Origin of the sequence: Novosphingobium sp. (genome assembly GCF_965228995.1) — a bacterium.
Taxonomy (GTDB): Bacteria; Pseudomonadota; Alphaproteobacteria; order Sphingomonadales; family Sphingomonadaceae; genus Novosphingobium.
Genome location: NZ_OZ245852.1, coordinates 194,195 through 218,018, shown reverse-complemented (window position 1 = coordinate 218,018; position 23,824 = coordinate 194,195). Strand labels below are relative to the sequence as shown.

The following is a 23,824-nucleotide window of genomic DNA, read 5'->3' as shown; positions in this document are numbered from 1 at the left end:
GGAATTCAGCCCTTGACCAACGTCTGGCGCCGAAGATCGCGCGCCTTGGTCAGGATGATGTCTTCCAGCTTCTGCACAGTGGCTGCCTGGACCGGGGCATCGACCCAGTTGCCGCCCTGGCTCACCTGCCGGCTGGCGGCGATCCGCAACGCATCGGCACGCAGATCCTGATCGAGGATCGACACGGTCAGCTTCATCCGCTCGCCGGGATTGCGCGGATTGGCGTACCAGTCGGTCACGACCACGCCGCCGTTGCTGTCGGTCTGCACCAGCGGCATGAACGAAAGCGATTCCAGCGTGGCGCGCCAGAGATAGGCGTTGACGCCGATCGTCGTGACCTTGCTGGCCGCGAGATCGAGCTTGGGCCTTGCCTTGTGCGCGCATCCCGCAACCATCCCGGTGGCGGCGATGACGAGCAGGCCGGTTGCGATACCCCGGACGAAAGTGGAGGAAGTGCGGGGGCGTGTCGTCACGTGCATACTGTCCTTGCTGGCGAGGTCCTGCGCAGCGTTGCCGTGCGTCCTGCCCTGATGAAATCCGCGCCGATCGGGCGCCTTGCCGGTGGCGCTCTATCACCCCGGCGCCGCGCGCCGCAAGGGCCATGCAAGGAATGGCGGATTGCGGCTTGCGGCGGCGTGAACAGCCACGACTTATCGGAGGCCTGACTGGCGTGCTGTGGGCTGGGTGCAACAGGTTTGCCCAGACAAGCGTTCAATCGCTCAGAAAATCGTTGTGCTACTGGAAATTATCCTCAGGGCACCGTATGTCCCACCTACGGAGTCGTGGAACAGATTCGCTGAAGCAACGATTTGGCGCGGCTCGACAAAGGAAAGTTCAGGTAGGCCATGAGTGGCAAGACGATCAAGGGAGCCAAAACGCGCGGTTTTGTCCGTGCGCGCGTGCTGCCGTTGGTCGGTTGCGCGCTGCTCGGTATGTTCGCCGCACCTGCCCTTGGCAGCGTCCTGACGGGGGGCTTTGTATCCGCACCGGTGAGCCTCTCGGCCCGCGGCGGCATCGGCTCCTTCACACCCGCATCGGTCGATCCGAAGCTGGTTTCCGAAATCACTGCACAGATCCAGGGGCGGACCGCCGGTCATGGCCGCCTGTTCCGTTTCACGCCCGCCGGGATGGACAACCGTCCCGATCGCGCCGTGACTGTTGCTGTCCGCGTGAGCGGCATTGGTGCGCAGGAACTCGTTGTCCGCGCGGCGCTCCCGGCCGGGATGAGCGCGCCGGGCGCGGCTCCGATCCGGATTGCTCCGATGGTCTACAACCTCGGCGTTGCCCGCGGGTACCAGAGCTTTGCCGCTACTCCGGGTGTCGCACGCGAAACCGGGCGTCTCGACATTCAGCGGCTGGATATGCCGGATCTGCGCGCCATCGGCCACAAGGACAGCTTCACTGCGGCGCCTTCCAGCGTTCCTTCGCGCCTCGCTCCGCGTATCGAACTCGATACGCGTGACCACGTTGGCCACTCGCCGCGCACTTTCGAGGGCCAGAATGACTATCAGGTCGATCTGGGCGGAAGCTATCGTCTGACGCGGAACCTTGATGTGACGGCAGGCGTCCGTTACTCGCCCGAGCGTGACCGGCTCCGCCCGCTGACCGATGGCAAGAAGGACAGCCAGGCTGTCTATGTCGGGACCCAGTTCCGGTTCTAACCTGTAATTACCGCGAACCAACCCGGCGCAGTCGTATGTCTGCGTCCTAAGCGCTTGTCCGCCAGCAACCTTGCGATTACGCTCCCCTCAATGGTTCGGTGAGGAGAGGTCAATGACGCGCGTTGCAGTGGTTACCGGGGGGACCCGGGGTATCGGTGAAGCCATTTCGCTCGCGCTTCAGGCGCAAGGCCGCACCGTCGTCGCCAACTATGCTGGGAACGAGGAAAAGGCCCGCGCCTTTACCGAACGGACCGGCATCAAGGCTTATCGCTGGGATGTGGGTGACCACGAAGCGAGCCTCGAGATGTGCACTCAGATCGCCGAGGAAGTCGGCCCGATCGACATCGTCGTCAACAATGCGGGCATCACGCGCGACGGCGTGCTCCACCGGATGACCTTCGACGACTGGAACGAGGTGATGCGCATCAATCTCGGCGGTTGTTTCAACATGGCCAAGGCCACCTTCCCCGGCATGCGTGAGCGCGGCTGGGGCCGCATCGTCAACATCGGCTCGATCAACGGACAGGCCGGCCAGTACGGCCAGGTCAACTACGCCGCCGCCAAGTCCGGCATCCATGGTTTCACCAAGGCCCTCGCGCAGGAAGGCGCCAAGTACGGCGTGACCGTGAACGCCATCGCGCCGGGCTATATCGATACTGACATGGTCGCCGCAGTACCCGCGCCGGTGCTGGAGAAGATCGTCGCCAAAATCCCGGTCGGCCGCCTCGGCCAGGCTGACGAGATCGCCCGCGGCGTCGCTTTCCTGACCTCGGAAGACGGCGCGTTCGTTACCGGCTCGACGATGAGCATCAACGGTGGTCAACATATGTACTGATCGGTGTTTGCCCCGCCGGTTTCACGGCGGGGCAACCCATGCGGCTCACTCGACCGTGATCGCAGCGACTTTCCAGCTACCCTCTTCGGACGCCATCTGAAGCGTTTCCGTGACGCTCTTGTTGCTGTAGCGGGCCTTGAACCGGATAACCCAGTAGCCATTGGGCGGTGCTGCCGTGAAATCCACGGCGGCGAGTTCGCGCGAAAGTGGATTGCCGATCCGGGCACGAACGGACTGCGAAGCCTGAGCCCACCAATCGACCGTGTTGAGCAGCTGAAACGACTTGTGGGTTGCCTGCCAGGTCGCGGCCCAATCATCGTGATCGAGCATGGCAAGGAAGCGCCGCGCAGCATCCGTCGCAGCTGCCTCGCTGGCCGAGCTCGGCGTGACCACGACGGATGGATTTGCAGGTGCCGCAGCCATCTGGACACCTCCGGTTGGAACGGTTGAGCCCGACTGGGCCAGCACGGCGAGCAGGGCAAGGCTGATGGTCATCGCAAGTCCTCCGACGATCCACCCGGCGCGGCGCCAATCGCCAGCGCTTCGGGTCGTCTGCCGGGCGGGATGCGCCGATAGGGAGGGTGCGGCAGCCCCGATTGGTTTGTCCCCATGCAATTCGGGGGCCTCCGCTTCGACGCGGTTCAGAAGTCGCGCTGCCTCCCGGCTACTCGATACGGACATCTTGCGCCGGGCGTCGCGCAACCTCTCGTGCACGGTATGGACTGAAAGGCCGAGGTGGCGCGCGATGGACTTTGCGTCGTGGCCGCCAAGCAGGAGGCGCAGCGTCTCCTTTTCTTTCTCGGTCAGCGACTGGTAGCCTGCGGTCATAGCAGGGATGTAGGAAGGGAGGCACTTGTGGGCCACCCCCAATAATTTGTATCGCCTGCACTATGCCTGCGTCCTACCACCCCCCGATCAAGCGATCGGTCGAGATCGCCGGCCACAAGACGTCGATCAGCCTCGAGCCTTTGTTCTGGGATCTGCTGCGCGACGCCGCTGCGGAAGAGGGCGTGCCGATCAATGCCATCGTCGCCCGGATCGATGTCGAGCGGATCGCTGCAGAAGTACCACCGGGGCTCGCCGGCGCAGTGCGGATCTGGCTAACTTCGCGTCTCGTCGCAGCTGGCGGGCGGACTGACGCAGTCTGATACACCTGCTATCCTCGTTCATCCCCCATTGTGGGAAGCTGGCGCTTACCGCGTTGAACACGCTTATTTCTATTTCAGGAGTACCTTCGATGCGCCGTAGCTTCCTTGCCGTCGCCATGTTGGCCACACTCGCTACGACCACGTTGCCTGAGACCGCCAACGCGCGCCGTCACTACAGCCACTCCTTTCGTAGCTGCCGCCATTCCAGCGGCACCGCTGGTCTGATCGCTGGCGGGGCCGGTGGCGCGCTGGTGGGCCACGCGGTACTCGGCGGTGCCGGCGGCATCCTGGCAGGGGCCGTTGGCGGTGCCTTCGCCGGTCGCGCCATTGACCGGACAATCACTGCGAAGAAACGCTGCCACTAAGCGGTATTGACCGCGCGTCGAGGTGCGTCAGCTGCCCGGTATCAACGATAGTGCAAGGCCGGTGGCTGCGCAGATCGCGATGGTCACTGCAATTCCACGTTTCAGGCCAAACACCAGCACGGTTGCCTGAGCTGCGATCAAGGCTGCCCGCCAATCCAGACTGGCGGTGTCCGGCAATCCGCTCCCGGAAACGCGCCGAAACAGCACATGCAGGGCGAACCACAGCGCAAGGTTGGCAATCACGCCGACGACCGCCGCCGTGATTGCTGCGAGCGCGCCCTGCAACCGCTCGGCGCGCTCGAGCCGCTCCATCCACGGAGCACACGCGAAAATCCACAGGAAGCACGGCGCAAAGGTAACCCATGTGGTGAGGCCGGCGCCGAGGAGCCCTGCAACGAGCGGCGACAGGCTGCCAGGATGGCGCCACGCTGCAATGAAGCCGACGAACTGCGTAACCATGATCAGCGGGCCGGGCGTCGTTTCGGCAAGACCCAGGCCGTCCGCCATTTCGCCGGGCGAAAGCCAGTCAAACCCGCTCACGGCCGCCTGCGCCATATAGGCGAGCACCGCATAGGCGCCGCCGAAGGTGACCACGGCAAGTCGGGAGAAGAACAGTCCGACCTGCCACAGCACGTGATCCGGGCCGAGTGTGAAGTACACGAGTGCCAGCGGCAGCCCCCAGATGGCGAGCCATAAGACGACCGTCCGGATGGTGAGCGCCACCAGCGCACGCGGGGCCTCAAGCGGGCCGTCGCCGACGTCGCTGTGATGCGGGCCTAGCCATTGCGGCGACCACTTTGCGGCGGCTGCACCGATCACACCGGCCGTCAGGATCACCAGCGGGAAAGGCGCATGCAGCACGGTCAGTGCGATCGCGGCAAGCACCGCCAGCGCCAACTTGAAGCGGGTGCCGAGTGCCCGCCGTGCGACCCGCATCAGCGCCTGCAGCACCACCGCCAGCACCGCGGCCTTGACCCCGAGGAACAGCGCGGCAAACCATTGAAGCCCGGCCGCCGCCGCATAAAGCAGCGACAGCCCGAGCATGAACGCCGCGCCGGGTAGCACAAACAGCAGCCCTGCGATCAGCCCGCCCCGCACACCGTGCAGCCGCCAGCCGATCCAGGTGGCGAGTTGCTGCGCTTCCGGGCCCGGCAGCAAGTGACATAGATTGAGGGCGCGCAGGAATGCGCCTTGTTCGACCCAGCCGCGCTCATCGACGATTTCGCGCTGCATCAGTGCAATTTGACCAGCCGGTCCGCCGAAACTGAGACAACCGATCCGCGTGAAGGCCCGCGTCAGTTCTGCCAGCGACGGCGCCGCCATCAGTCGCCGCCGACGCGCTCCACATCCGCACCGATCAGCGCGAATTTTTCCTCAAGCCGCTCATAGCCGCGATCGAGGTGATAGAGGCGGTGGACCTGCGATTCGCCCTCGGCCGCGAGGCCGGCGATCACGAGGCTCATCGAAGCGCGCAGGTCGGTCGCCATCACTTCGGCCCCGTTCAGCTTGCTCACGCCGTGGACGATGGCCGTGCGGCCCTTGGTCTCGATATGTGCGCCCATGCGGTTGAGTTCGGGAACGTGCATGTAGCGGTTTTCGAAGATCGTTTCGGTGAGCACGCTCGAACCATTGGCGAGGCACAGCATCGCCATGAGCTGCGCCTGCATGTCGGTGGCAAGGCCGGGATAAGGCGCGGTTGAAAGCGTGACAGGGCGCAGTTTGCCGTCGCTGGCGATGCGCAGGCCGCCGCGGACCTGCTCGACCAGCACGTTCGCGTCTCGCAGCGCCTGGATGGTGGCCGCCATATCTTCCGCGCGCGCGCCGGCCAGCGTGATATCGCCGCCGGTGATTGCCGCAGCGCAGGCATAGCTGCCTGCCTCGATGCGGTCCGGCATGACCATGTAGGTCGCACCGTGGAGCCGGTTCACCCCGTGGATGGTGAGGTCGGATGTACCGATACCCTCGATCTGCGCGCCCATCGCGACGAGCAGGTTGCACAAGTCGACGATTTCCGGCTCGCGCGCAGCGTTGTGCAGCGTGCTGGTGCCGCGCGCGAGAACCGCCGCCATCAGCGCGTTCTCGGTCGCGCCGACCGACACGATCGGGAAGCTGTAGTCGCCGCCCGGCAATCCGCCATCGGGGGCAATCGCGCGGACATAGCCGGCCGCGAGTTCGATCTGTGCGCCGAAGGCCTCAAGCGCCTTGAGGTGCAGGTCGATCGGGCGGTTGCCGATGGCGCAGCCGCCGGGGAGCGAAACCGTGGCCTCGCCCGCGCGCGCAAGCAGCGGGCCGAGCACGAGGATCGATGCGCGCATCTTGCGCACGAGATCATAAGGCGCGACCGTCGAGGTGAGCCGCGTTGCCTGCAAGGTCATGACCCGGCCGAAATCCTCAGGCCGTGCCCCGGCGATCGAGGTTGAAACGCCAAACTGGTTGAGCAGATGCTGGAAGCCGTCGATATCCGCGAGGCGCGGCAGGTTGCGCAGCGTCACGGGCTCTTCAGTAAGCAGGGCGCAGGGCAGCAGGGTCAGCGCTGCATTCTTCGCGCCCGAGACCGGAACCGTGCCGGAAAGGCGATTACCGCCGCGAATTATGATCTTGTCCATCGCGGTCGTTTACCTCTTTTGAGGGTCTGCGCAACAGGATCGAAATGATGGCGCGTTAGCGCAGCATTATGCCAGAGTGAGGGCGAGGCCGTTGCCGGCCGAACAGCAAGGGGATCAGACACGATATGACCGGTAACAATGCATCGAAGCCCGTTCGCAAGCCTGTCCGCAAAGCGGTGTTCCCGGTGGCAGGCATGGGTACGCGGTTTCTTCCTGCAACCAAGGCGATCCCCAAGGAAATGCTCCCCATCATCGACCGGCCGCTGATCCAGTATGCGGTGGACGAGGCGCGCGAGGCAGGCATCGAGCAGCTGATTTTCGTGACCGGCAGGGGCAAGACCGCGATTGTCGAGCACTTCGATACCGCCTTCGAGCTTGAGCGGACGATGGCGGATCGCGGCAAGGACCTGTCGATCCTTGATGCCACCCGCATTCTGCCAGGCAATCTCGTGACTGTTCGCCAGCAAGTGCCGATGGGCCTTGGCCACGCGATCTGGTGCGCGCGCGCCATTGTTGGCGACGAGCCTTTCGCGATCTTCCTGCCCGACGAACTGATGATCGGTTCGCCCGGCTGCATGAAAGAGATGGTCGAGGCCTACAATGAAGTCGGCGGCAATCTCATCAGCGTGCTTGAAGTGCCGGAAGAGGAAGTCTCCAGCTACGGCGTGATCGCACCGGGCGCGCGCATTTCCGACAAGCTCACCGAAGTGACCGGACTGGTCGAGAAACCAAAGCGCGAGGAGGCACCCTCGAACCTCATCATTTCGGGCCGCTATATCCTCCAGCCCGAAGTCATGCGCACGCTGGAAGGCCAGGAGAAGGGTGCGGGCGGCGAGATCCAGCTGACCGATGCAATGGCGCGGATGATCGGCGACCAGCCGTTCCACGCCGTCACTTTCACCGGGCGGCGGTTCGACTGCGGCAGCAAGGCCGGTTTTGTTGAGGCGACGCTTTCACTGGCGCTCGAACGGCCCGACATGGCAGACGACGTCCGCGCGATCATGCAGCGCTTGCTAGCGCAGTGATGTGGCGGCTCAGGCCGCCTTCCACCGCAGGGGAAGGCGCTTGAGCCCGCCGACAAAAGTGGACTTGGCGCGCGCAGGTTCGCCCGCCAGTTCCACACTGTCCAGCCGGTCGAGCAGCACTTCGAACAGGATGCGCATCTCTAGCCGCGCCAGATGGAGCCCGAGGCACTGGTGCGCGCCGGCCCCGAAGGCAAGGTGCCGATTCCCTTCGCGCGCCGCGTCAAACCGGCGCGGATCGGGGAACTGCGCGGGATCGTGGTTGGCCGCCACGTAGTTGAGCATCAGCCAGTCGTCCTTGGCGATTTTCTGCCCGCCAAGTTCGGTATCGGCCGAGGCGGTGCGCATGAAGTGCTGCACCGGCGTCGTCCAGCGGATCGCTTCTTCGACGATCCCGGCCAGCAAGCTGCGGTCTGCCTTGACCCGGGCAAATTGCTCCGGATCGCGCGCCAGGGCCAGCATCGCGCCGGCGGTCGAAGCGCTGGTCGTATCGTGGCCCGCGCTGGCGGTGATGATGTAGTAGCCTGCGGTGACCACATCATCGAGTGGTGCCCCGTCGATCGTCCCATTGGCGATGATCGTGGCGACATCGTCCGACGGGTTCTTGCGGCGGTCGGCGGCGAGTGCGGCGAAATAGGCCTCGAAATCCTTGACTGCTCCCGCCACGATCTGCGTGATCATTTCGGGCGGCAGGTCCTTGATGCCGGACTGGTTGAGCTCCTCGTCCTGCCCGCCGAACATCTGCTGCGTGAGGACGAGCATGCGCTGCTCGTCCTCTTCGGGCACGCCGAGGATCTGCATGACGACATGCAGCGGATAGGGCGAGGAGACCAGCTTGGTGAAATCCCCTTCGCCGCCGGCACCCAGCAGCCGGTCGACGGTCGCCACCGCGATCTTGCGGATACGCTCCTCGATGGTACGCAAGTTCTTGGGCATGAACCAGTCCTGCGTCAGCCGGCGCAGCTTGGGGTGAAGCGGCGCATCGAGCTGGACCAGCGACTGCACGAGGTGCGGGCTGCCCCCGGTGATCGCACGGGCAAGCATATCGGTGCTACGCAGGGTGAACACGGTCGGCTTGGGATGGTTGAGGAAGGTCGTGTTGTCCTTGCTCACCGCCATGACCTCATCGAATCCGCTGACCAGCCAGAACGGCTCGTGCAGATCGGCTGACGAGACCACGCGGCCCACCTGCAGGCCTTCTTCGCGCAGCGCGTCGAACTGGTCGAGGAGCGGATCCCACGCGGCATAGGCGGCCGGATCGATGACGGCGCGGCCGATCTCCTCGGGAACGATGCGATCGGCGGTTGTGGCCATGGAATGCGTCCTTGAATGAGGGGTCAGGCGGCGGATGCAGCGGCCGCCTTGTATTCGTCGCGCAGTAGCCGCTTGAACAGCTTGCCGGTCGGCTCGCGTGGCAGTTCGGCGCGGAAGTCGATCTGGCGCGGGAGCTTCACCCTGCTCAGTTGCGGGGCGAGCCAGGCGGTCAGCTCCTCGGCCAGCGCGTCGCCCGCGTCGGCAATCTCGTGCGGCTGCACAATGGCAACGACACGCTCGCCCATGTCGGGATCCGGGGCGCCGATCACGGCAACGTCGGCAACCTTTGGATGTGTGATCAGGAGGTTCTCGATCTCCTGCGGATAGATGTTCACTCCGCCCGAGATGATCATGAAGCTCTTGCGATCGGTGAGGAAGAGATAGCCGTCCTCATCCTCCCAGCCCACGTCGCCAAGGCTGGTCCAGCCATGCTTGTTGGTGGCATCGCGCGTCTTATCGGGATCATTGTGGTAGGCGAAGGGATTGCCGCCCTCAAAGAAGACCTGACCTTCGGTGCCGCGTGGCACTTCATCGCCGCTTTCGTCGCAGATGCGGATCGTGCCGAGCAGCGCGCGGCCGACCGAACCGGGGCGCTCCAGCCATTCGGGGCTGGAGATGAAAGTGAAGCCGTTGCCTTCGGTTCCGGCGTAATACTCGTTGAGCACCGGGCCCCACCATTCGATCATCGCGCGCTTGACCGGTACGGGGCAGGGCGCAGCGGCATGGATTGCGCCGCGCAACGACGAGAGATCATAGCGGGTGCGGACGTCCTCCGGCAGCTTGAGCATGCGCACGAAATGGGTGGGCACCCACTGGCTGTCCGTCACCTTGTAGCGCTCGATGGCCTCGAGCGCCTTCTCGGCATCGAACTTCTCCATGCAGACCACGGTGCCGCCGAAGCGGTGGACCGTCATCGACCAGCGCAGGGGCGCTGCGTGGTAGAGCGGAGCGGGCGAGAGATAGACCGCATCAGGGCGGATGCCGAAAGGGCCCCCTGCCAGCAGGATCAGCGAATTGGCACCGCCGATTGCCGGATCCTCGGGAAGCGGCACTCGCACACCTTTGGGCTTGCCGGTGGTGCCAGACGAATAGAGCATGTCACAGCCCGCGCGCTCATCGGTGATCGGCTCGATCGGCATGGCGGCAAGAGCGGCCGCGAGATCGTGCTCGCCCGCACCGCCAAGGCGCAATTGCGGAACTTCGGGCGCGGCGGCGGCCACCGCATCGAGCAGCGGCGTGAGCGCGCCTGAGCCCACCAGAAGCTTCGCGCCGCTATCGCGTGCGATGTAAGCCACTTCCGGCGGGGCGAGGCGGGAGGATATCGCCACATAGACGATCCCGGCACGCTGGGCGCCCCAGCAGAGAGAAAAGAACACCGGATGGTTTTCGAAGCAGAGCGCGATGGTATCGCCAATGCCGATGCCGCGCGATCGCAGTAGCTGGGCAAAGCGGTTGCTCTGCGCCTCGAGTTCGCCGTAGGTCACCACCTCGCCGCTGCCGGACATGATCACGGCGGGTTTTTCGGGATTGGTCCTGGCGTGGAAACTCGGGTGGTATTGCATGCGCATCCTCTCAGGATCGGCGGCTCGATCGGTCCGCTTTGCCGGAGAGTTTAACCGCTCGATTAAGGCGCGCAACGGGATTCGTCAGCCAAAATCACATCGGGATACGTGAGGACGCCAAAAAAGAAGAAGGCGGCGTTTCCGCCGCCTTCATCCCATCCTCTCCAAGATGACTTTTCGTCGCGGCGATCAGCGCGCCATCGAGGCGGGCGCGTCGCTCTGCGCAAGAACGGTGTCAGTCGCCACACCGGGGGCAACCGTTTGCATGTAAGGAATGGGGTTAACAGCTTCGCCGGCAATGCGCACTTCGTAGTGCAGATGCGAGCCGGTCGAGCGGCCAGTCGAGCCGACATAACCGATCACATCACCCTTGCGGACGCGCTGGCCTTCGGCAACCGCGATGCGGGACATGTGGCCATAACGGGTTTCCATGGCGCCGCCGTGCTCCAGTTCAACGAACAGACCGTAGCCGCCGAACCAGTCAGCCTTGCCGACGACGCCATCAGCCGAGGCGTGGATCGGGGTGCCGGTGGGGGCGGGAAGATCGATGCCCTTGTGTGCGCGCAGGCCGCCAAGGACGGGGTGAACGCGCATGCCGAAGCCGCTGCTCATGGCGCGGTTCGACGAAACGGGAACGAGCGAGGGGATCGAAACGCCGCTATTGCGCGGGGCGGAGGTTGAAGCTCCAAGCGAGGCACCCGTTTCCAGGGCCTTCCAGCTTGCGAACAACTTGTGGAATTCATCGTCGGCGGGGGTGGCGGTGGTGCCGTTGCGAGCTGCTTCGGCTGCGCGGAGGGGGGCTGCGATATCGGCCGAAGCGGCGCTGTTCGCCATGGCAGGAGCCGAGAAGAAACAGGCGGTCGCACCAATCGAGACAAGCACCAGCTTCATAATTTTATTGTTAAGCATTACGACCCGCTAACCCTTAACCGCCCGGACATCGCAGCATCACTGGCGCTGCTTGAAAGCCCGAGCTTACCGATCCGGATTTTGCCAACAACCCACCGGATTATCCCGGCCTGCCTGACAACTTCCGTGAGGCCATTGCGGAAACCCCTCCCGCTACCTCGATGAAAACGGGTTAGGGTGAAGAGTCTTGATCAGACAACCCCTGTCATCAATTCGTACGATAAACCGGCTGCACGACGCGCCGAGTCGTTGAACGGTGGCTTAACGGCCCCGCGAAAATGCCGCGCAACAAGGGCTTTCCAAAAGGCTGGCGGCGATTCACCGCGTTCATCACACAGTTTCAGGAAGTGCGTTGTGCCGTAGCGCACATGCCTGATCTCATCATTCAGGATACGCTCGAGGATCCGCGCCGAGCGCTGATCCCCGGCTGCGGTGAAGCGCTCGATGGTTACCGGAGTCACGTCCAGCCCGCGCGCCTCTAGCACCATCGGCACCACGGCCAGGCGCGCCGCCAGATCATGCGCGGTTTCCCGCGCGGCATCCCACAGTCCATCGTGCGCGGGGAGAGCGCCGTAATCCGAGCCGAGCGTGCGCAAACGTCGCGCGAGAAGAGAGAAGTGCATTGCCTCGTCCGCCGCCACATCGAGCCAGTCGCTGACGAACTCCGGTCCGCGTTCCCCGCCAAACCGTCCTGCCGCATCGAGCGCGAGGTCGATCGCGACGAATTCGATATGGGCAAGAGCATGGAGCAGCGCGAGGCGGCCACGTTCCGAACCGCCTCGCCCGCGTTTGGGCATGGCATTGGGTGCCAGCAGCTCGGGCCGTGCCGGGCGCGCAGGTTGGTCCGGCATCGCTGCATCGAACGCGAACGCCAGCCGCCCCGCCGCCCAGTCACGCCGCACCGCGCGGGTAGCCATCGCCTTGGCCGCAGGATCCGCCGTGAGCATCGCCCCCCGGATCGCTGCAGCCACACTGGTTTTCGTCATTCCCGCACCGATCAAAGCGCCTTGGCGGCGGCGAGCACTTCTTCGGCGTGACCTTTGACCTTCACCTTGGACCAGACCTGCTCGATCACGCCATCCGCGCCGACGAGATACGTCGTGCGTTCCATGCCCATGTAGGTGCGGCCGTACATGGACTTCTCGGTCCAGATGCCGAGCGCGTCGGAGAGGCCGCCTTCTTCTGCGTCGGTTGCAAGCGGGGCGGCGAGGCCGTGCTTTTCGATGAACTTGAGATGCTTCTTCGGCGGATCCTTGCTGACACCGAGCAGCGCCGCGCCGGCAGCCTCGAACTCGGCCGCAAGCGCGGAGAAGTCCTTGTTTTCCGTGGTGCATCCGGGGGTGTCGTCCTTCGGGTAGAAGAACAGCACCAGCTTGCGGCCCAGAAAATCGGACGGCTTAACCGTGCCGCCTTCGGGAGTGGTCATGGCAACATCAGGCAGCTTGCTGCCCGCGCCGAAGGTCTCGCTCATTCGTGGATCTCCAGTTCCTGATCAAAAACGGTGTGCCAGCAGGCCGCGATGTCGCGGCGCGCTGCCAGCACGGCGCTCAGCATTCCGGGCCAATCGGCCAGACCGCATGCTTTTGCGACGATAGCGCGGCTCGCCTCGGGCGGATAGCGTCCGTCTGGGGCAACGAGGCGCACGACAATGAGGAGCCGCGCGAGCAGATCGTGCGCGGCGCGCAAGCGGGGCGAGAGCAGGTCGGCGCCAATCAGCCCATCGACTGCTCGCCCCAGATCCGGATCGAGTGCGGTGCGTTCGCGCAGTTGCCGATAGTGGACCATGAACTCCAGATCGACGAGCCCGCCGCGCGCGAGCTTCACGTCCAGAGGACCCGCGGGCGGCTTGTGCAGCGCCATTTCCGCACGCATCGCGAGCACGTCGGTGCGCAGCTTGTCCGGATCGCGCGGGCGGTGCAGCACATCGTCGATGATCGCTGCAAGCTCGGCGCAGTCCGCCGCTGTGCCGAACAGCGGCCGGGCCCGGCACAGCGCCATATGTTCCCACGTCCAGGCATCCTCGCGCTGATACCTGGCGAAGCTCTCGAGGCTGACTGCGATCGGTCCCTGCGCGCCGCTGGGGCGCAGGCGGACATCGACTTCATAGAGCGCACCGGCGGCCGTCGGGGCGGACAGCGCCGCGATGACGCGCTGGGTTAGCCGGTTGTAATAGAGCGTGCTGCCCAGCGGACGGGCCCCGTCCGATTCGCCGGTGTGATCCCCGCTGAACAGGAACACGAGATCGAGGTCCGAGGCATGGGTCAGCGCCGCCCCGCCCAGCCTGCCAAGCCCGAGGATGACAAGCTCGCTCCCCGAAATCCGGCCATGCGCACGGAGGAACTCGCCGCGCGCCGCTTCGGTGAGCACCAGGATTGCCGCTTCGGCAATGCGCGATAGCGCCGCGGCCACGTCGAGCGGATCGCGCCAGGTCTCGCTCGCATGGCTTTCGATCAATTGCACACCAAGCGCAAATCGCCATTCGCCCACCTTGCGGCGCACTGCATCGAGCAGGCACTGGTAATCATCACCCGCCTCGCAGCGGCGAAATTCGGTGGCGAGGCTTTCGACGTTGCCGGGCAGATCGAAGGCGCTGCGGTCAATGAGGGTATCGAGCAGGTCCGAGCGGCGGGCAAGTTCGTCTGCCAGCGTAGGGGCATGGGCGAGCACGCGCATGACGACGCCGAGCAGGGCAGGGCGTGCCTCCAGCAGCTGGAAGATGTTAATCGCACTGGGTAGCCCGGCGAGCAGCCCTTCCCAGCGCAGCAGCGCGCGTTCAGGATCAGGCGCTGCGGCCAGCGCGCCGAGCAGGGTATCGCGCAGGCGTGCGAACGCTGCGCGGGCTTCAGCGCTGCGCAGCGCGCGGTACTGGCCGTTCTCCCAGCTCTCGATCCGTGCGGCCAGCACGCCGGGATCTGCAAAGCCAAGCGCCTGCAGATCCTGTTCGAGCGGGCGCATGGTGACGGGCACCGCCCCGGTCGGCGCATAAGTGGCGATCAGGTTGTCGAAACGGCTGCCCACGGCTTCGGATATCCGGGCCAGTTCTTCCACCAGCGCCGCGCCGGACGGGAGGCCGTCGAGCCGCGCCACGGCATCAAGCTGTGCGGGATCGGTCGGCAAGCTGTGAGTCTGCTGATCGGCGATCATCTGCAGGCGGTGTTCGAGTGTGCGCAGGCGGTCATAGCTTGCGCCAAGCAGCTCGGCGTCTTCCGCCGCGACGATCCCAGCAACCGCCAGCGCATCGAGCGCCGCGCGGGTGCCGCGCAGGCGCAGCGCCGGATTGCGGCCGCCGTGGATCAGCTGATGGGTCTGGGCAAAGAACTCGACTTCACGAATACCGCCTCGCCCGCGCTTGAGGTCATAACCGGGGCCAACCGCTTGCCCGCCGGCGTAGTGGTCGCGAATGCGTGTGGTGAGCCGGCCGATCTCGGCAATAGCCCCGAAATCGAGACTGCGTCGCCAGACGAAGGGGCGGATCGCGTCGAGGAAGGCCTGCCCGGCTTCCAAGTCGCCAGCCGCCGGACGGGCACGGATATAGGCAGCCCGCTCCCACGCCAGCGCGCTCGATTCGTAGTGTGTGATGGCCGCGACAAAGGGCAGCGCAAGCGGGGTAATCTCTGCCGCCGGGCGCAGGCGGAGGTCGACGCGGAAAACGTAACCCTCGCTGGTAACCGCGCTCAGCAGCTCGACGACGGTGCGCGCGATGCGCTGTGCAGCTTCGGCAGGATCGTCGCGCTCGCGGCGCGGCAGGAGGTCGGGATCATAGAGCAGGATCGGGTCGATGTCGGACGAGTAGTTAAGCTCGCCCGCGCCGTGCTTGCCCAGCGCTATGGCCGAGAAGCCCTGCGGCTCGGCATCGGGCACGCGGCGGCGCATGGCGGCAACGATCGCGCCGTCGAGCGCATGATCGGCAAATGTGGAGAGCTCGGCCATGACGCGGGACAGCGGCAACGCCCCGGCCAGATCCCCGATGGCGAGCGCAATCGCAAGCGCAAGCCGCTTGCGGCGCAGGACTATGCCGGTATCGGTCTCGTCGGACCCGGCCTGGTGCGCGGCGGTGAGCGCGTCCTCGATGCGACCGGCCCTGAGCAGTGCCTCGAGTTCGGGCAGCCGATCAAGTCCGCGGGCGAGGAACGGCGCTTCGGTGCGGGCGCGGCCCAGGGCGTGCGCCCAGTCCGGTATCTGGCTGGTGCCGATCATGATGCTGCGATGCCCGGTCGGCGGCGTGCGATCAAGCGCGCGCGTGCGGCTTGCCAGCAAGCGGGGGCTCTGCCACCTGTGCACCCCATGCCGGAAACGGTGGTTTGAATGCGATAAGGGATATGAGGATGAAGATCAGCAAGTCGTTTGGCCGCAAGGTCTTGGGCCTGATGTGCGGTGCTGCACTGGCGATGCCGCTGGCAGCCAGCCATGCCGCGCCAGCAGTCCCTCCGGTCGACGAGGCGCTGATGCGCGATACGATCCGCACCCTCTCCTCTGACGCGTTCCAGGGCCGCGGTCCTGGTACGGCAGCCGAACCCAAGACGCTCGATGCGATCATTGCGCGGTTCAAGGCGGCTGGGCTTCAGCCGGGCAACAAAGGGCCGGATGGCAAGCCGTCGTGGCTGCAGGATGTGCCGACCGCGACAATCACGGGAACCAACCGCAGCCCGCTCACCATCACCGACGGAACGCAGACGCTGACCTTCAAGCCTTCAAGCGATTTCGTGGCAGGAAGCTATCGCATCACACCGCACACCGAAGTGAAGGACAGCGAGCTGGTCTTCGTCGGCTACGGCATCAACGCGCCGGAACTCGGCTGGAACGACTATGCCGGGATCGACATGCACGGGAAGACCGCGGTCATCCTCGTCAACGATCCGGACTATGCGATGGATAGCGAGAACGGCCTCTTCCGCGGTCGGCGCATGACGTACTACGGGCGCTGGACCTACAAGTTCGAGGAAGCCGCGCGGCAGGGCGCCACCGCTGCGCTGATCATCCACGATACCTTCCCGGCAGCCTATGGCTGGCAGGTGGTCGAATCGAGCTGGTCGGGCGCGCAGCATTTCGTGCAGACCGCCAACGACGGTGCCGACCAGACCGCGGCGAACGGTTGGATCCAGAAGCCGGTGGCCGAAGCGATCCTTAAGGCTGCGGGCAAGGATCTTGCCGCGCTGACCGCCGCTGCGCAGACGAAGGGCTTCAAGCCGGTGCCGCTGGGGCTCAAGGCTAGCCTTTCGTTCGACAACACGATCGAGAAGGCCAATTCCCATAACGTGGTCGGCATCCTGCCCGGCAAGACACGTCCCGATGAATATGTGCTCTACAGCGCGCACTGGGATCACCTGGGCCATTGCAAGCCTGATGCAACCGGCGATGACATCTGCAACGGCGCTGTCGACAATGGGACCGGAATTGCCGCCTTGGTCGCGCTTGCCAGAATGAACCAGATTGCCGGTCCGACAGCCCGCAGCCAGGTGTTTCTGGCCGTCACGCTGGAGGAATCGGGCCTGCTCGGTTCGGAGTATTATGCGCAGAACCCGGTCTACCCGTTGGCCAGGACGGTCGGTGGGGTGAACATGGACGCGCTCTATGTCGGCGGGCCTGCCAGGGACGTCACGGTTACCGGCGGGGACAAGTCCGAACTCACCGCTGTGTTGCGGCGCGCGGAGCAGGCCATGGGGCTTGCGGAATCACCGGAAGAAGGTCCAGAAAAGGGGTTCTATTACCGCTCCGATCATTTCAGCCTGGCCAAGCGCGGCGTCCCGATGTTCGATCTGAAGCGTGGCACAAATCTGGTGGTCGGGGGCGTGGCCGCCGGCAAGGCGATCACCGAGGACTACGAGAACAATCGCTACCACCAGCCGAGCGACCAGTATGAAGTAAGCTGGGACATGTCCGGGATGAAGCAGGATGTGACGCTGTTCTATCGGCTGGGCCGCGATCTGGCTCAGAGCAATGCCTGGCCCAACTGGCATCCCGGCGACGAGTTCCGCGCCATCCGCGACAAGAGCCTCGCCGAAGCGAAGGGCAAGTGACCCCATGACCGACACGACGCTGCGGATGCCGCCCGAATGGCATCCGCAGGATTGGCTCTGGATCGGCTTTCCGCATCTGGCGGAAGAATGGTCCGGCGTGATCGACGCCGCGCAAGAGCAGATCGCGGCCTTTGCCAGCGCTGTCGCCGATAGCGGTCAGCAAGTGCGCCTGATCGTGCGCGACGGGGCTAACGAGGCGCGCGCGCGCAGTCTGGTGTCGAGCGCGGTCACGCTGGAGCGCCGGGTCTATGGCGACGTCTGGTTGCGCGATACCGGGCCGCTGGTGGTGTGCGGAGCCGAAGGGCGCCGGGCGCGCCTGTTCGGCTTCAACGGCTGGGGCGGCAAGTATCTGATGGCGGGGGATGAGGCGATCGGCGCTGATCTCGCCGCCAGTGCCGGCCTCCAGGCCGACCGTTGCGACTGGATCCTCGAAGGCGGCGCACTCGATGGTGACGGGACCGGTCTCGTCGCGACAACGGCGCAGTGCCTGCTCAACCCGAACCGAAACCCTGCGCTGACGCAGGCGGAGCTCGAAGCGCGGCTGGCGAGTGACCTGGGGTATGAGCGCGTGTTGTGGCTCGGTGATGGCCTCATCAATGACCATACCGATGGCCACGTCGATAATCTGGCCCGTTTCGTGGCGCCGAACCGTCTGGCGCTCCCCCGCGCGACGGGGCCGGGCGATCCCAATGCCGCCATCTATGCCGATGCAGCGGCGCGGGCGCGCGATTTCGGCGTGGACTTGGTAGAAGTGCCGTCGCCGGGGCTCGTCGAGTGGGGCGGAATGATCCAGCCGGCGAGTTACATGAATTTCGTGATCGCCAATGACGTCGTGATCGTCCCGGTGTTCGGCACGCAGCATGACGACGATGGCGTCGCCGCGATTGCCGAACTCTTCCCCGGGCGCGCGGTGATCGGGCTGATGGCGGATGCCGTGCTCGCCGGCGGCGGCGGCTTCCATTGTTCCAGCCAGCAGATGCCTTCGGCCTGACCTCGCGCAGCCGGATTATGTGCCCCTTAACCCGCTGCTGCTAAGGGGCGGAGCATGACACAGACAATTCTCGTGGTCTTCGGCACGCGGCCGGAAGCGATCAAGATGTTTCCGGTGGTGCATGCGCTCGCCGCCGATCAGCGCTTTCGCGTGGTGACCTGCGTATCGGCACAGCACCGCGGCATGCTTGATCAGGTGCTGGCGATTGCCGGGATCGTGCCGGATCACGATCTCGATCTGATGAAGCCCGACCAGACGCTCGATGGCCTCACCGCGGCGCTGCTGACCGGCCTTGGCGGGGTGATGGACGCAGAAAAGCCGGACTGGGTCGTCGTGCAAGGCGATACCGCGACGGCCATGTCAGGGGCGCTGGCGGCTTATTATCGCAAGATTCCGGTAGCGCATGTCGAGGCGGGGCTGCGCAGCCACAATATCTATCACCCCTGGCCAGAAGAGGTGAACCGCAAGATCATCGGCACCATCGCCGCGCTCCATTTTGCGCCGACCGAGACATCGGCGGCCGCGCTGCGGGCGGAGAATGTGGCGGCGGATGCTATCCACGTGACCGGCAACACGGTGATCGACGCGCTGCAGTGGGTTTCCGGCCGGATCCAATCCGAACCTGCGCTTGCGTGCGGTCTCGCCGATCTCGAAGCGCGCTTCGCCGGCAAGCGGATCATCGGTGTGACGAGCCACCGGCGCGAGAATTTCGGCGGAGGGCTGGAGGCCATCGCCGAGGCGATCCGGCAGATCGCGGCACGCCCCGATGTGGCCCTGATCTTCCCGGTCCACCCCAATCCCAACGTCCGCAAGGTGATGGAAGGCGTGCTGGGTGATCTTCCCAACGTCGCGCTGATCGAGCCGCTCGACTATCCGCACTTCGCCCGCTTGCTGGGCCTTGCCGAGATCATGCTCACCGATAGCGGCGGCGTGCAGGAAGAAGCGCCGGCGCTCGGCAAGCCGGTCCTCGTGATGCGCGAGACGACTGAGCGTCCTGAAGGCGTCGAGGCTGGCACGGCGCGGCTCGTCGGCACCGACACAGCGCGGATAGTTTCCGAAATCTTTACTCTGCTCGACGATAAGGCTGCCTATTCGGCCATGGCGCGCGCGCACAATCCCTTTGGGGATGGGCACGCTGCGCGGCGTATCGTGGAGCTCTTGGGGAATGTCCGCTAAAATCGGAAACGGCGATCAGAAGCCGCAGGTCTGCGTTGTCGGTCTCGGCTACATCGGACTTCCCACTGCTGCGATCATTGCCCGATCCGGCTGTCCGGTGCTCGGTCTTGATGTGACGCAGAGCGTGGTCGACACGATCAACCGCGGCGAAATCCACATCGAGGAAGTCGATCTCGACGGACTGGTGCAGGGTGTGGTCCAGCGCGGCCTGCTGCGCGCCTCGACTCAGATAGAACCTGCCGACGTCTTCGTTATCGCTGTGCCGACGCCGTTCGCGAAGGACGGTCACCACACGCCGGACGTGTCTTATGTGCAGGCTGCCGCCAGCGAAGTGGCCGGTGTGCTGAAGCCGGGCGACGTGGTGATCCTCGAATCGACCAGCCCCGTCGGCACTACCGACGCCATGCGCGACCTGATGGCGGGCCTGCGCCCCGACCTCAAGTTCCCCGGCCTGACCCGCGAGACGCCCGACGTTTCGATCGCCTATTGCCCCGAACGCGTGCTCCCGGGCCGTATTCTGGAAGAACTGACCAACAATGACCGCTCGATCGGCGGGATCACGCCGCGCTGTGCGCGCAAGGCGCTTGCCTTCTACAAGCGCTTCGTGCGCGGGACCTGCGTCACCACCGATGCGCGCTCGGCGGAAATGACCAAGCTGGTCGAGAACGCCTACCGCGACGTGAACATTGCCTTTGCCAACGAGCTCTCGATCGTGGCGGACCGCATGGGACTCGACGTTTGGGAAGTGATCCGGCTCGCCAACCGCCATCCGCGTGTCAACATCTTGCAGCCAGGCCCGGGTGTCGGCGGCCACTGCATCGCGGTCGATCCGTGGTTCATAGTGGCGAGCGCGCCCGACGACACCCCGCTGATCCGGACCGCGCGCGGGGTGAACGACCAGAAGATGCACCACGTGATCGCGCGGGCGACCGAACTGATCGAAGCGCATCCCGAAGCGCGAATCGCGTGCCTCGGCCTCGCCTTCAAGGCCAACATCGACGACTTCCGCGAAAGCCCGGCGCGCTTCGTGGCGGCGCGGATCGCGCGCAAATACGGTGACCGCGTGAGCGTCGTGGAGCCTTATGCAAACGCCCTGCCAGTCGAGTTTACCGACACCGGTGCCAGCCTGATCGACCTCGATGATGCGCTGGAGACCTGCGATCTGCTGGTCGTCCTGGTCGATCACGACGTGTTCAAGGTTGTCCCGCTGGCCGAGCGCAGCGGCAAGGTCGTCTACGATACGCGCGGCATCTGGCCGGATCAGCCGGATGCTGAAACTGCCGGCACCGGTCTGCGGCTCGCCAGCTGAGCCGGTGCGGGCAGGCCTGCCCGCGCGCCATCGGAATGGAGTGCTGCCCGTGGCACATGGACTCGCAAGGCCGGCACTGACGCTGACGCTGCGGCTTGCAGCGGGTTTCGCCGTTCTCGGGGTGATCGGCTGCAGCGGCCTCGGCAGCGAATCGAGCGCGCAGACCGCATCCCGCAGCAATCCGGCCGAACCGGTTACCCCGCCGCTCCAACCGGTGGTTCCGCCGGACCTTCCTGCACCGCGAACGCCGGCCGAATATGCCGCACATGATGCGGCCTATCCCTTCTACATGCCGATGCAGGGACTGCGCCGACCGGCCAACCGCTTCTTCGTGAAATGCGATGCCTCGCAAGCGGCTGGGCACGAGGTCTATCAGGGGAATGATGCCGCCTCGCTCTACGGGCGCGCCGAAGGCGGTCTGGAATACGTCTACGAAGCGCGTGACAGGGCCGGGCGACCTTGTGTCTACCCCTTTGCGCCTAGCCTGCCGGACATCACGGGCAACCTCGACGGCACGCAGTACATTTTCCGCTCCTCGGTGCCCGGCGAACGGGTGACGTTCCGCAGCGGCGACCAGTGGGCGACCTTGCGGATGCGCGCGCTCGATATGGGCCGCAGCCGCATTCATTTCGAAATGCGCGACATCGCGCTCGATTTTCCTGGCGCAATCCAGCCGATGGGGGCGCTGCACCTGGAAACCTATGGCGGGACGCCGCCCGGCCTGTTCACGGCCGTCATCCGGCGCTCGCAGATATTCGGCGGCAAGAACGCGATCTTCGTGCCGGGCGGCGAAACCATGCTCTACGCCGAGGACAGCGCGATCGATGGCAACGTCGGCACCAACACCGATCAGGAGCACGGCACCTATATCAACGGCACGCTGGTCTCGCACTTCCGCAACGTGCGCTGGCACGGTCAATTGGGCTGGAGTAACGTCGCGAGTGGGCATCAGCTCAAGGACAAGGCCTACCTGCGCATCTACGAAAACGTCTCGGTCTCGAACGCGCCGGGGCGGGGTTCGCCATCGGCAATGCCGTTGATCGATGCGACTTCGTTCGGGTTCACCTGGGCGAACAAGCTCAGGATCGAGCGGGTTTCGCCGCTGCAGGAGCCGCGCGATGCGCTTGTCGATCTACGCAGCGAGATTCTCTACGGCAATCCGCAGCATTATCCCTGGCCGGTGATCGCCTCATCCGATTGGCGCATGCCGCCTGCGGCGCTTGGCGCGCTCGATCAGGTTTATCTCTCGGTATTCTTCAACACCGAAGTGCACAGCTTCCGCAACGAACCCTATGTCTTCGCGCTGCGTTCATGGGGGCGGGGCTTCACACCCGGGACCGCGACGGTGGCGGGCGAAGGCCTCACAACACGCGCCGAGCAGCGGGCAGTCTCGCTGGCGTTCGGCACGCATGGCACGTTCGGCAAGGTCTACTCCGGAGACGGCTGGACCTTTGTAAACCCGCGGCTTGCGGACGGAATGCTATGGGTGGCTGATCGCGACGCTTTCATCCGCCATGCGCTGGGGCTCATCCGGCGCTAGGTAGCCGGTGCGCTCCAGCCAGCGGGCGCGGATCGCATCGCTTGTGTCGCGGCTGCCATCGTGGCTCCAGCCGGGTTCGCGGATCAGGTAGTCCAGCTTGTAGCGCCACGGCGCCATGGCAAGGTCCTTCAAGATGCCCTTCCACTCATGGAACACGCTGTGAAGCAGATTGAAGGTCCCGAGCTGGCGGACCACCCCGTAGCGCGCCGGTTCCTCATCAAGCTCGGGCTGGAACGTGCCGAACATACGGTCCCAGAACATGAATACGCCGGCATAGTTGCGGTCGAGGTAGAGCGGATTGGTCGCATGGTGGACGCGGTGGTGAGAAGGAGTGTTGAACACCCACTCGAACCACGCCGGCATGCGGCGGACGGCCTCGGTGTGGATCCAGAACTGGCCCACCGTGTTGGCCGCGCCCACCGTCAGCAGCATTTCAGGCGGGACGCCGACAAAGGCCGGCCAGATGCGGAACACGAAGGACAGTGCGATGAAGCCCGTCCAGGTTTGCCGCAGCGCTGTGCTGAGGTTGTAATGCTGGCTGGTGTGATGGTTGACATGCGCGGCCCAGAACCAGCGTACGCGGTGGCCCGTGCGGTGCGCCCAGTAGTAGTTGAAATCATCGAGCAGCAGCACCGCGATCCACGACCACCAGGCATAGGGCACTGTGGCGAGCCGATGAGCATAGAGCCAGGTTGCCGCCGTATAGATCAAGCCGGTCACAAGCGCTCCGGCGATCGTGCTGCCAAGGCCCATCAGCAGCGAGGTCAGCATGTCGCGCGCTTCGTAGGCTTCCGGCGCATGGCGGCGGGCCCAGACAATCTCGATCAGGATCATCGCGACGAATACCGGCACGGCATAAGCGATAACGTCGATCGGCTGAGTGATCGGATGGCTCAATGCGGCCACCACGGACGCCAGAAAATCGGTCATGCGTGGGCTCCCAGCCGGCGCATGCTCGCGGCCCAGACTTGCGCTTTTTCGCCCAGATCGAGCGTGATCGTGCCGAAATTTGGATCGTCGGTCGAAAGCGTGAGGAAGCCGCGATCGAGCCGCGCACCGGCGTGCGAGGACAGCACGCGCGCCGCGAAGCGGGCGCCGTGGCGGCGAATCAGCATGACTTCGCCGGCCCGGTTGCGCAGCAGCGCGCCGATCCGTGCCCGGTCGAGCGCGACCTCGACAGGATCGAACCCGCAATGCGCCGCTTCGGCCAGTGCCCGCGCCTCTGATTCATCGGCGATTCGCACGTCATCACCCAAGCCGAGCGCGCGCACGACCAGAAATACAAGCAGCACCGCGATCAGTGAGCCGACCGCTTGCAGGGCTATCGCTGCTCCGGGCATGGCAAGCAGGGCGTCAAACGAGGGCATGA

General features: G+C 65.1%; 21 protein-coding genes. 9 read left to right on the top strand and 12 right to left on the bottom strand.

Going from position 1 to position 23,824, the window contains the following annotated elements; translation table 11 throughout:
• Positions 1-5: 5 nt before the first annotated feature.
• Entirely contained in the window at positions 6-395 is a 390-nt protein-coding gene (locus ACO056_RS00995; protein WP_421855236.1) for a DUF3576 domain-containing protein, read from the bottom strand.
• Positions 396-845: 450 nt separating this feature from the next.
• Here ACO056_RS00995 and ACO056_RS00990 point away from each other — a divergent pair, with 450 nt between their 5' ends.
• Together ACO056_RS00990 and phbB are read left to right on the top strand one after the other, a co-directional pair.
• Entirely contained in the window at positions 846-1,661 is an 816-nt protein-coding gene (locus ACO056_RS00990; protein WP_421850494.1) for a hypothetical protein, read from the top strand.
• Between the two features lie 112 nt (positions 1,662-1,773).
• Positions 1,774-2,496 (top strand): acetoacetyl-CoA reductase, encoded by a 723-nt coding sequence (phbB, locus tag ACO056_RS00985; protein WP_421850492.1) that lies wholly within the window; start codon positions 1,774-1,776, stop codon positions 2,494-2,496.
• A 45-nt stretch (positions 2,497-2,541) separates the two neighbouring features.
• Here the strand turns inward: phbB and ACO056_RS00980 are convergent, their stop codons facing one another.
• Positions 2,542-3,324, bottom strand: coding sequence for a DUF4019 domain-containing protein (locus ACO056_RS00980; RefSeq protein ID WP_421850489.1), 783 nt, complete (start codon positions 3,322-3,324; stop codon positions 2,542-2,544).
• Positions 3,325-3,386: 62 nt separating this feature from the next.
• Here ACO056_RS00980 and ACO056_RS00975 point away from each other — a divergent pair, with 62 nt between their 5' ends.
• Positions 3,387-3,644 carry a ribbon-helix-helix domain-containing protein gene (locus ACO056_RS00975; protein ID WP_421850486.1) on the top strand — a complete coding sequence of 86 codons (258 nt, stop codon included), beginning with the start codon at positions 3,387-3,389 and terminating at the stop codon, positions 3,642-3,644.
• Positions 3,645-4,036: 392 nt separating this feature from the next.
• Here ACO056_RS00975 and chrA read toward each other — a convergent pair whose 3' ends face one another.
• Positions 4,037-5,332, bottom strand: a complete 1,296-nt coding sequence (gene chrA, locus ACO056_RS00970) for a chromate efflux transporter (protein WP_421850482.1) — start codon at positions 5,330-5,332, stop codon at positions 4,037-4,039.
• On the bottom strand, positions 5,332-6,615 hold the full coding sequence (murA, locus tag ACO056_RS00965) for a UDP-N-acetylglucosamine 1-carboxyvinyltransferase (RefSeq protein WP_421850479.1): 1,284 nt from the start codon (positions 6,613-6,615) through the stop codon (positions 5,332-5,334). Before murA ends, chrA begins: the two co-directional genes overlap by 1 nt.
• 125 nt (positions 6,616-6,740) lie before the next feature.
• Between murA and galU the strand changes: the two genes are divergently transcribed.
• A complete protein-coding gene (gene galU, locus ACO056_RS00960) occupies positions 6,741-7,640 on the top strand; it encodes a UTP--glucose-1-phosphate uridylyltransferase GalU (RefSeq protein WP_421850476.1) in 900 nt (299 codons plus the stop codon).
• A 9-nt stretch (positions 7,641-7,649) separates the two neighbouring features.
• Here galU and ACO056_RS00955 read toward each other — a convergent pair whose 3' ends face one another.
• From ACO056_RS00955 to glnE, 6 genes are all read right to left on the bottom strand, one after another.
• Positions 7,650-8,951: a cytochrome P450 gene (locus ACO056_RS00955; RefSeq protein WP_421850473.1), complete on the bottom strand. Its 1,302-nt coding sequence runs from the start codon at positions 8,949-8,951 to the stop codon at positions 7,650-7,652.
• Between the two features lie 23 nt (positions 8,952-8,974).
• Positions 8,975-10,513, bottom strand: a complete 1,539-nt coding sequence (locus ACO056_RS00950; protein WP_421850470.1) for an acyl-CoA synthetase — start codon at positions 10,511-10,513, stop codon at positions 8,975-8,977.
• A 189-nt stretch (positions 10,514-10,702) separates the two neighbouring features.
• Positions 10,703-11,404, bottom strand: coding sequence for a M23 family metallopeptidase (locus ACO056_RS00945; protein WP_421850466.1), 702 nt, complete (start codon positions 11,402-11,404; stop codon positions 10,703-10,705).
• Positions 11,405-11,613: 209 nt separating this feature from the next.
• Positions 11,614-12,408 (bottom strand): ferritin-like domain-containing protein, encoded by a 795-nt coding sequence (locus tag ACO056_RS00940; protein WP_421850463.1) that lies wholly within the window; start codon positions 12,406-12,408, stop codon positions 11,614-11,616.
• Positions 12,409-12,419: 11 nt separating this feature from the next.
• Complete coding sequence (locus ACO056_RS00935) at positions 12,420-12,893, bottom strand: peroxiredoxin (RefSeq protein ID WP_421850460.1); 474 nt, start codon at positions 12,891-12,893, stop codon at positions 12,420-12,422.
• The gene (gene glnE / locus ACO056_RS00930; protein WP_421855233.1) at positions 12,890-15,619 is read right to left on the bottom strand and encodes a bifunctional [glutamate--ammonia ligase]-adenylyl-L-tyrosine phosphorylase/[glutamate--ammonia-ligase] adenylyltransferase; all 2,730 of its coding nucleotides are present in this window, start codon (positions 15,617-15,619) and stop codon (positions 12,890-12,892) included. Before glnE ends, ACO056_RS00935 begins: the two co-directional genes overlap by 4 nt.
• Positions 15,620-15,741: 122 nt before the next feature.
• Between glnE and ACO056_RS00925 the strand changes: the two genes are divergently transcribed.
• The 5 genes from ACO056_RS00925 to ACO056_RS00905 are packed head-to-tail and all read left to right on the top strand — an operon-like array spanning position 15,742 to position 22,455.
• A complete protein-coding gene (locus ACO056_RS00925; RefSeq protein ID WP_421850456.1) occupies positions 15,742-17,439 on the top strand; it encodes a M28 family metallopeptidase in 1,698 nt (565 codons plus the stop codon).
• Between the two features lie 4 nt (positions 17,440-17,443).
• Positions 17,444-18,430 (top strand): agmatine deiminase family protein, encoded by a 987-nt coding sequence (locus ACO056_RS00920; protein ID WP_421850453.1) that lies wholly within the window; start codon positions 17,444-17,446, stop codon positions 18,428-18,430.
• Positions 18,431-18,484: 54 nt separating this feature from the next.
• Complete coding sequence (wecB, locus tag ACO056_RS00915) at positions 18,485-19,606, top strand: non-hydrolyzing UDP-N-acetylglucosamine 2-epimerase (protein WP_421850450.1); 1,122 nt, start codon at positions 18,485-18,487, stop codon at positions 19,604-19,606.
• On the top strand, positions 19,596-20,915 hold the full coding sequence (gene wecC, locus ACO056_RS00910) for a UDP-N-acetyl-D-mannosamine dehydrogenase (protein WP_421850447.1): 1,320 nt from the start codon (positions 19,596-19,598) through the stop codon (positions 20,913-20,915). The genes wecB and wecC overlap by 11 nt, the downstream gene beginning before the upstream one ends.
• A 49-nt stretch (positions 20,916-20,964) precedes the next feature.
• Complete coding sequence (locus tag ACO056_RS00905) at positions 20,965-22,455, top strand: hypothetical protein (RefSeq protein ID WP_421850444.1); 1,491 nt, start codon at positions 20,965-20,967, stop codon at positions 22,453-22,455.
• On the opposite strand, the gene ACO056_RS00900 is transcribed toward ACO056_RS00905, so the two are convergent.
• Complete coding sequence (locus ACO056_RS00900) at positions 22,396-23,385, bottom strand: sterol desaturase family protein (RefSeq protein WP_421850441.1); 990 nt, start codon at positions 23,383-23,385, stop codon at positions 22,396-22,398. The two genes, ACO056_RS00905 and ACO056_RS00900, sit on opposite strands and share 60 nt — an antisense overlap.
• Entirely contained in the window at positions 23,382-23,822 is a 441-nt protein-coding gene (locus tag ACO056_RS00895) for a hypothetical protein (protein WP_421850439.1), read from the bottom strand. Before ACO056_RS00895 ends, ACO056_RS00900 begins: the two co-directional genes overlap by 4 nt.
• Between the last annotated feature and the right edge of the window lie 2 nt (positions 23,823-23,824).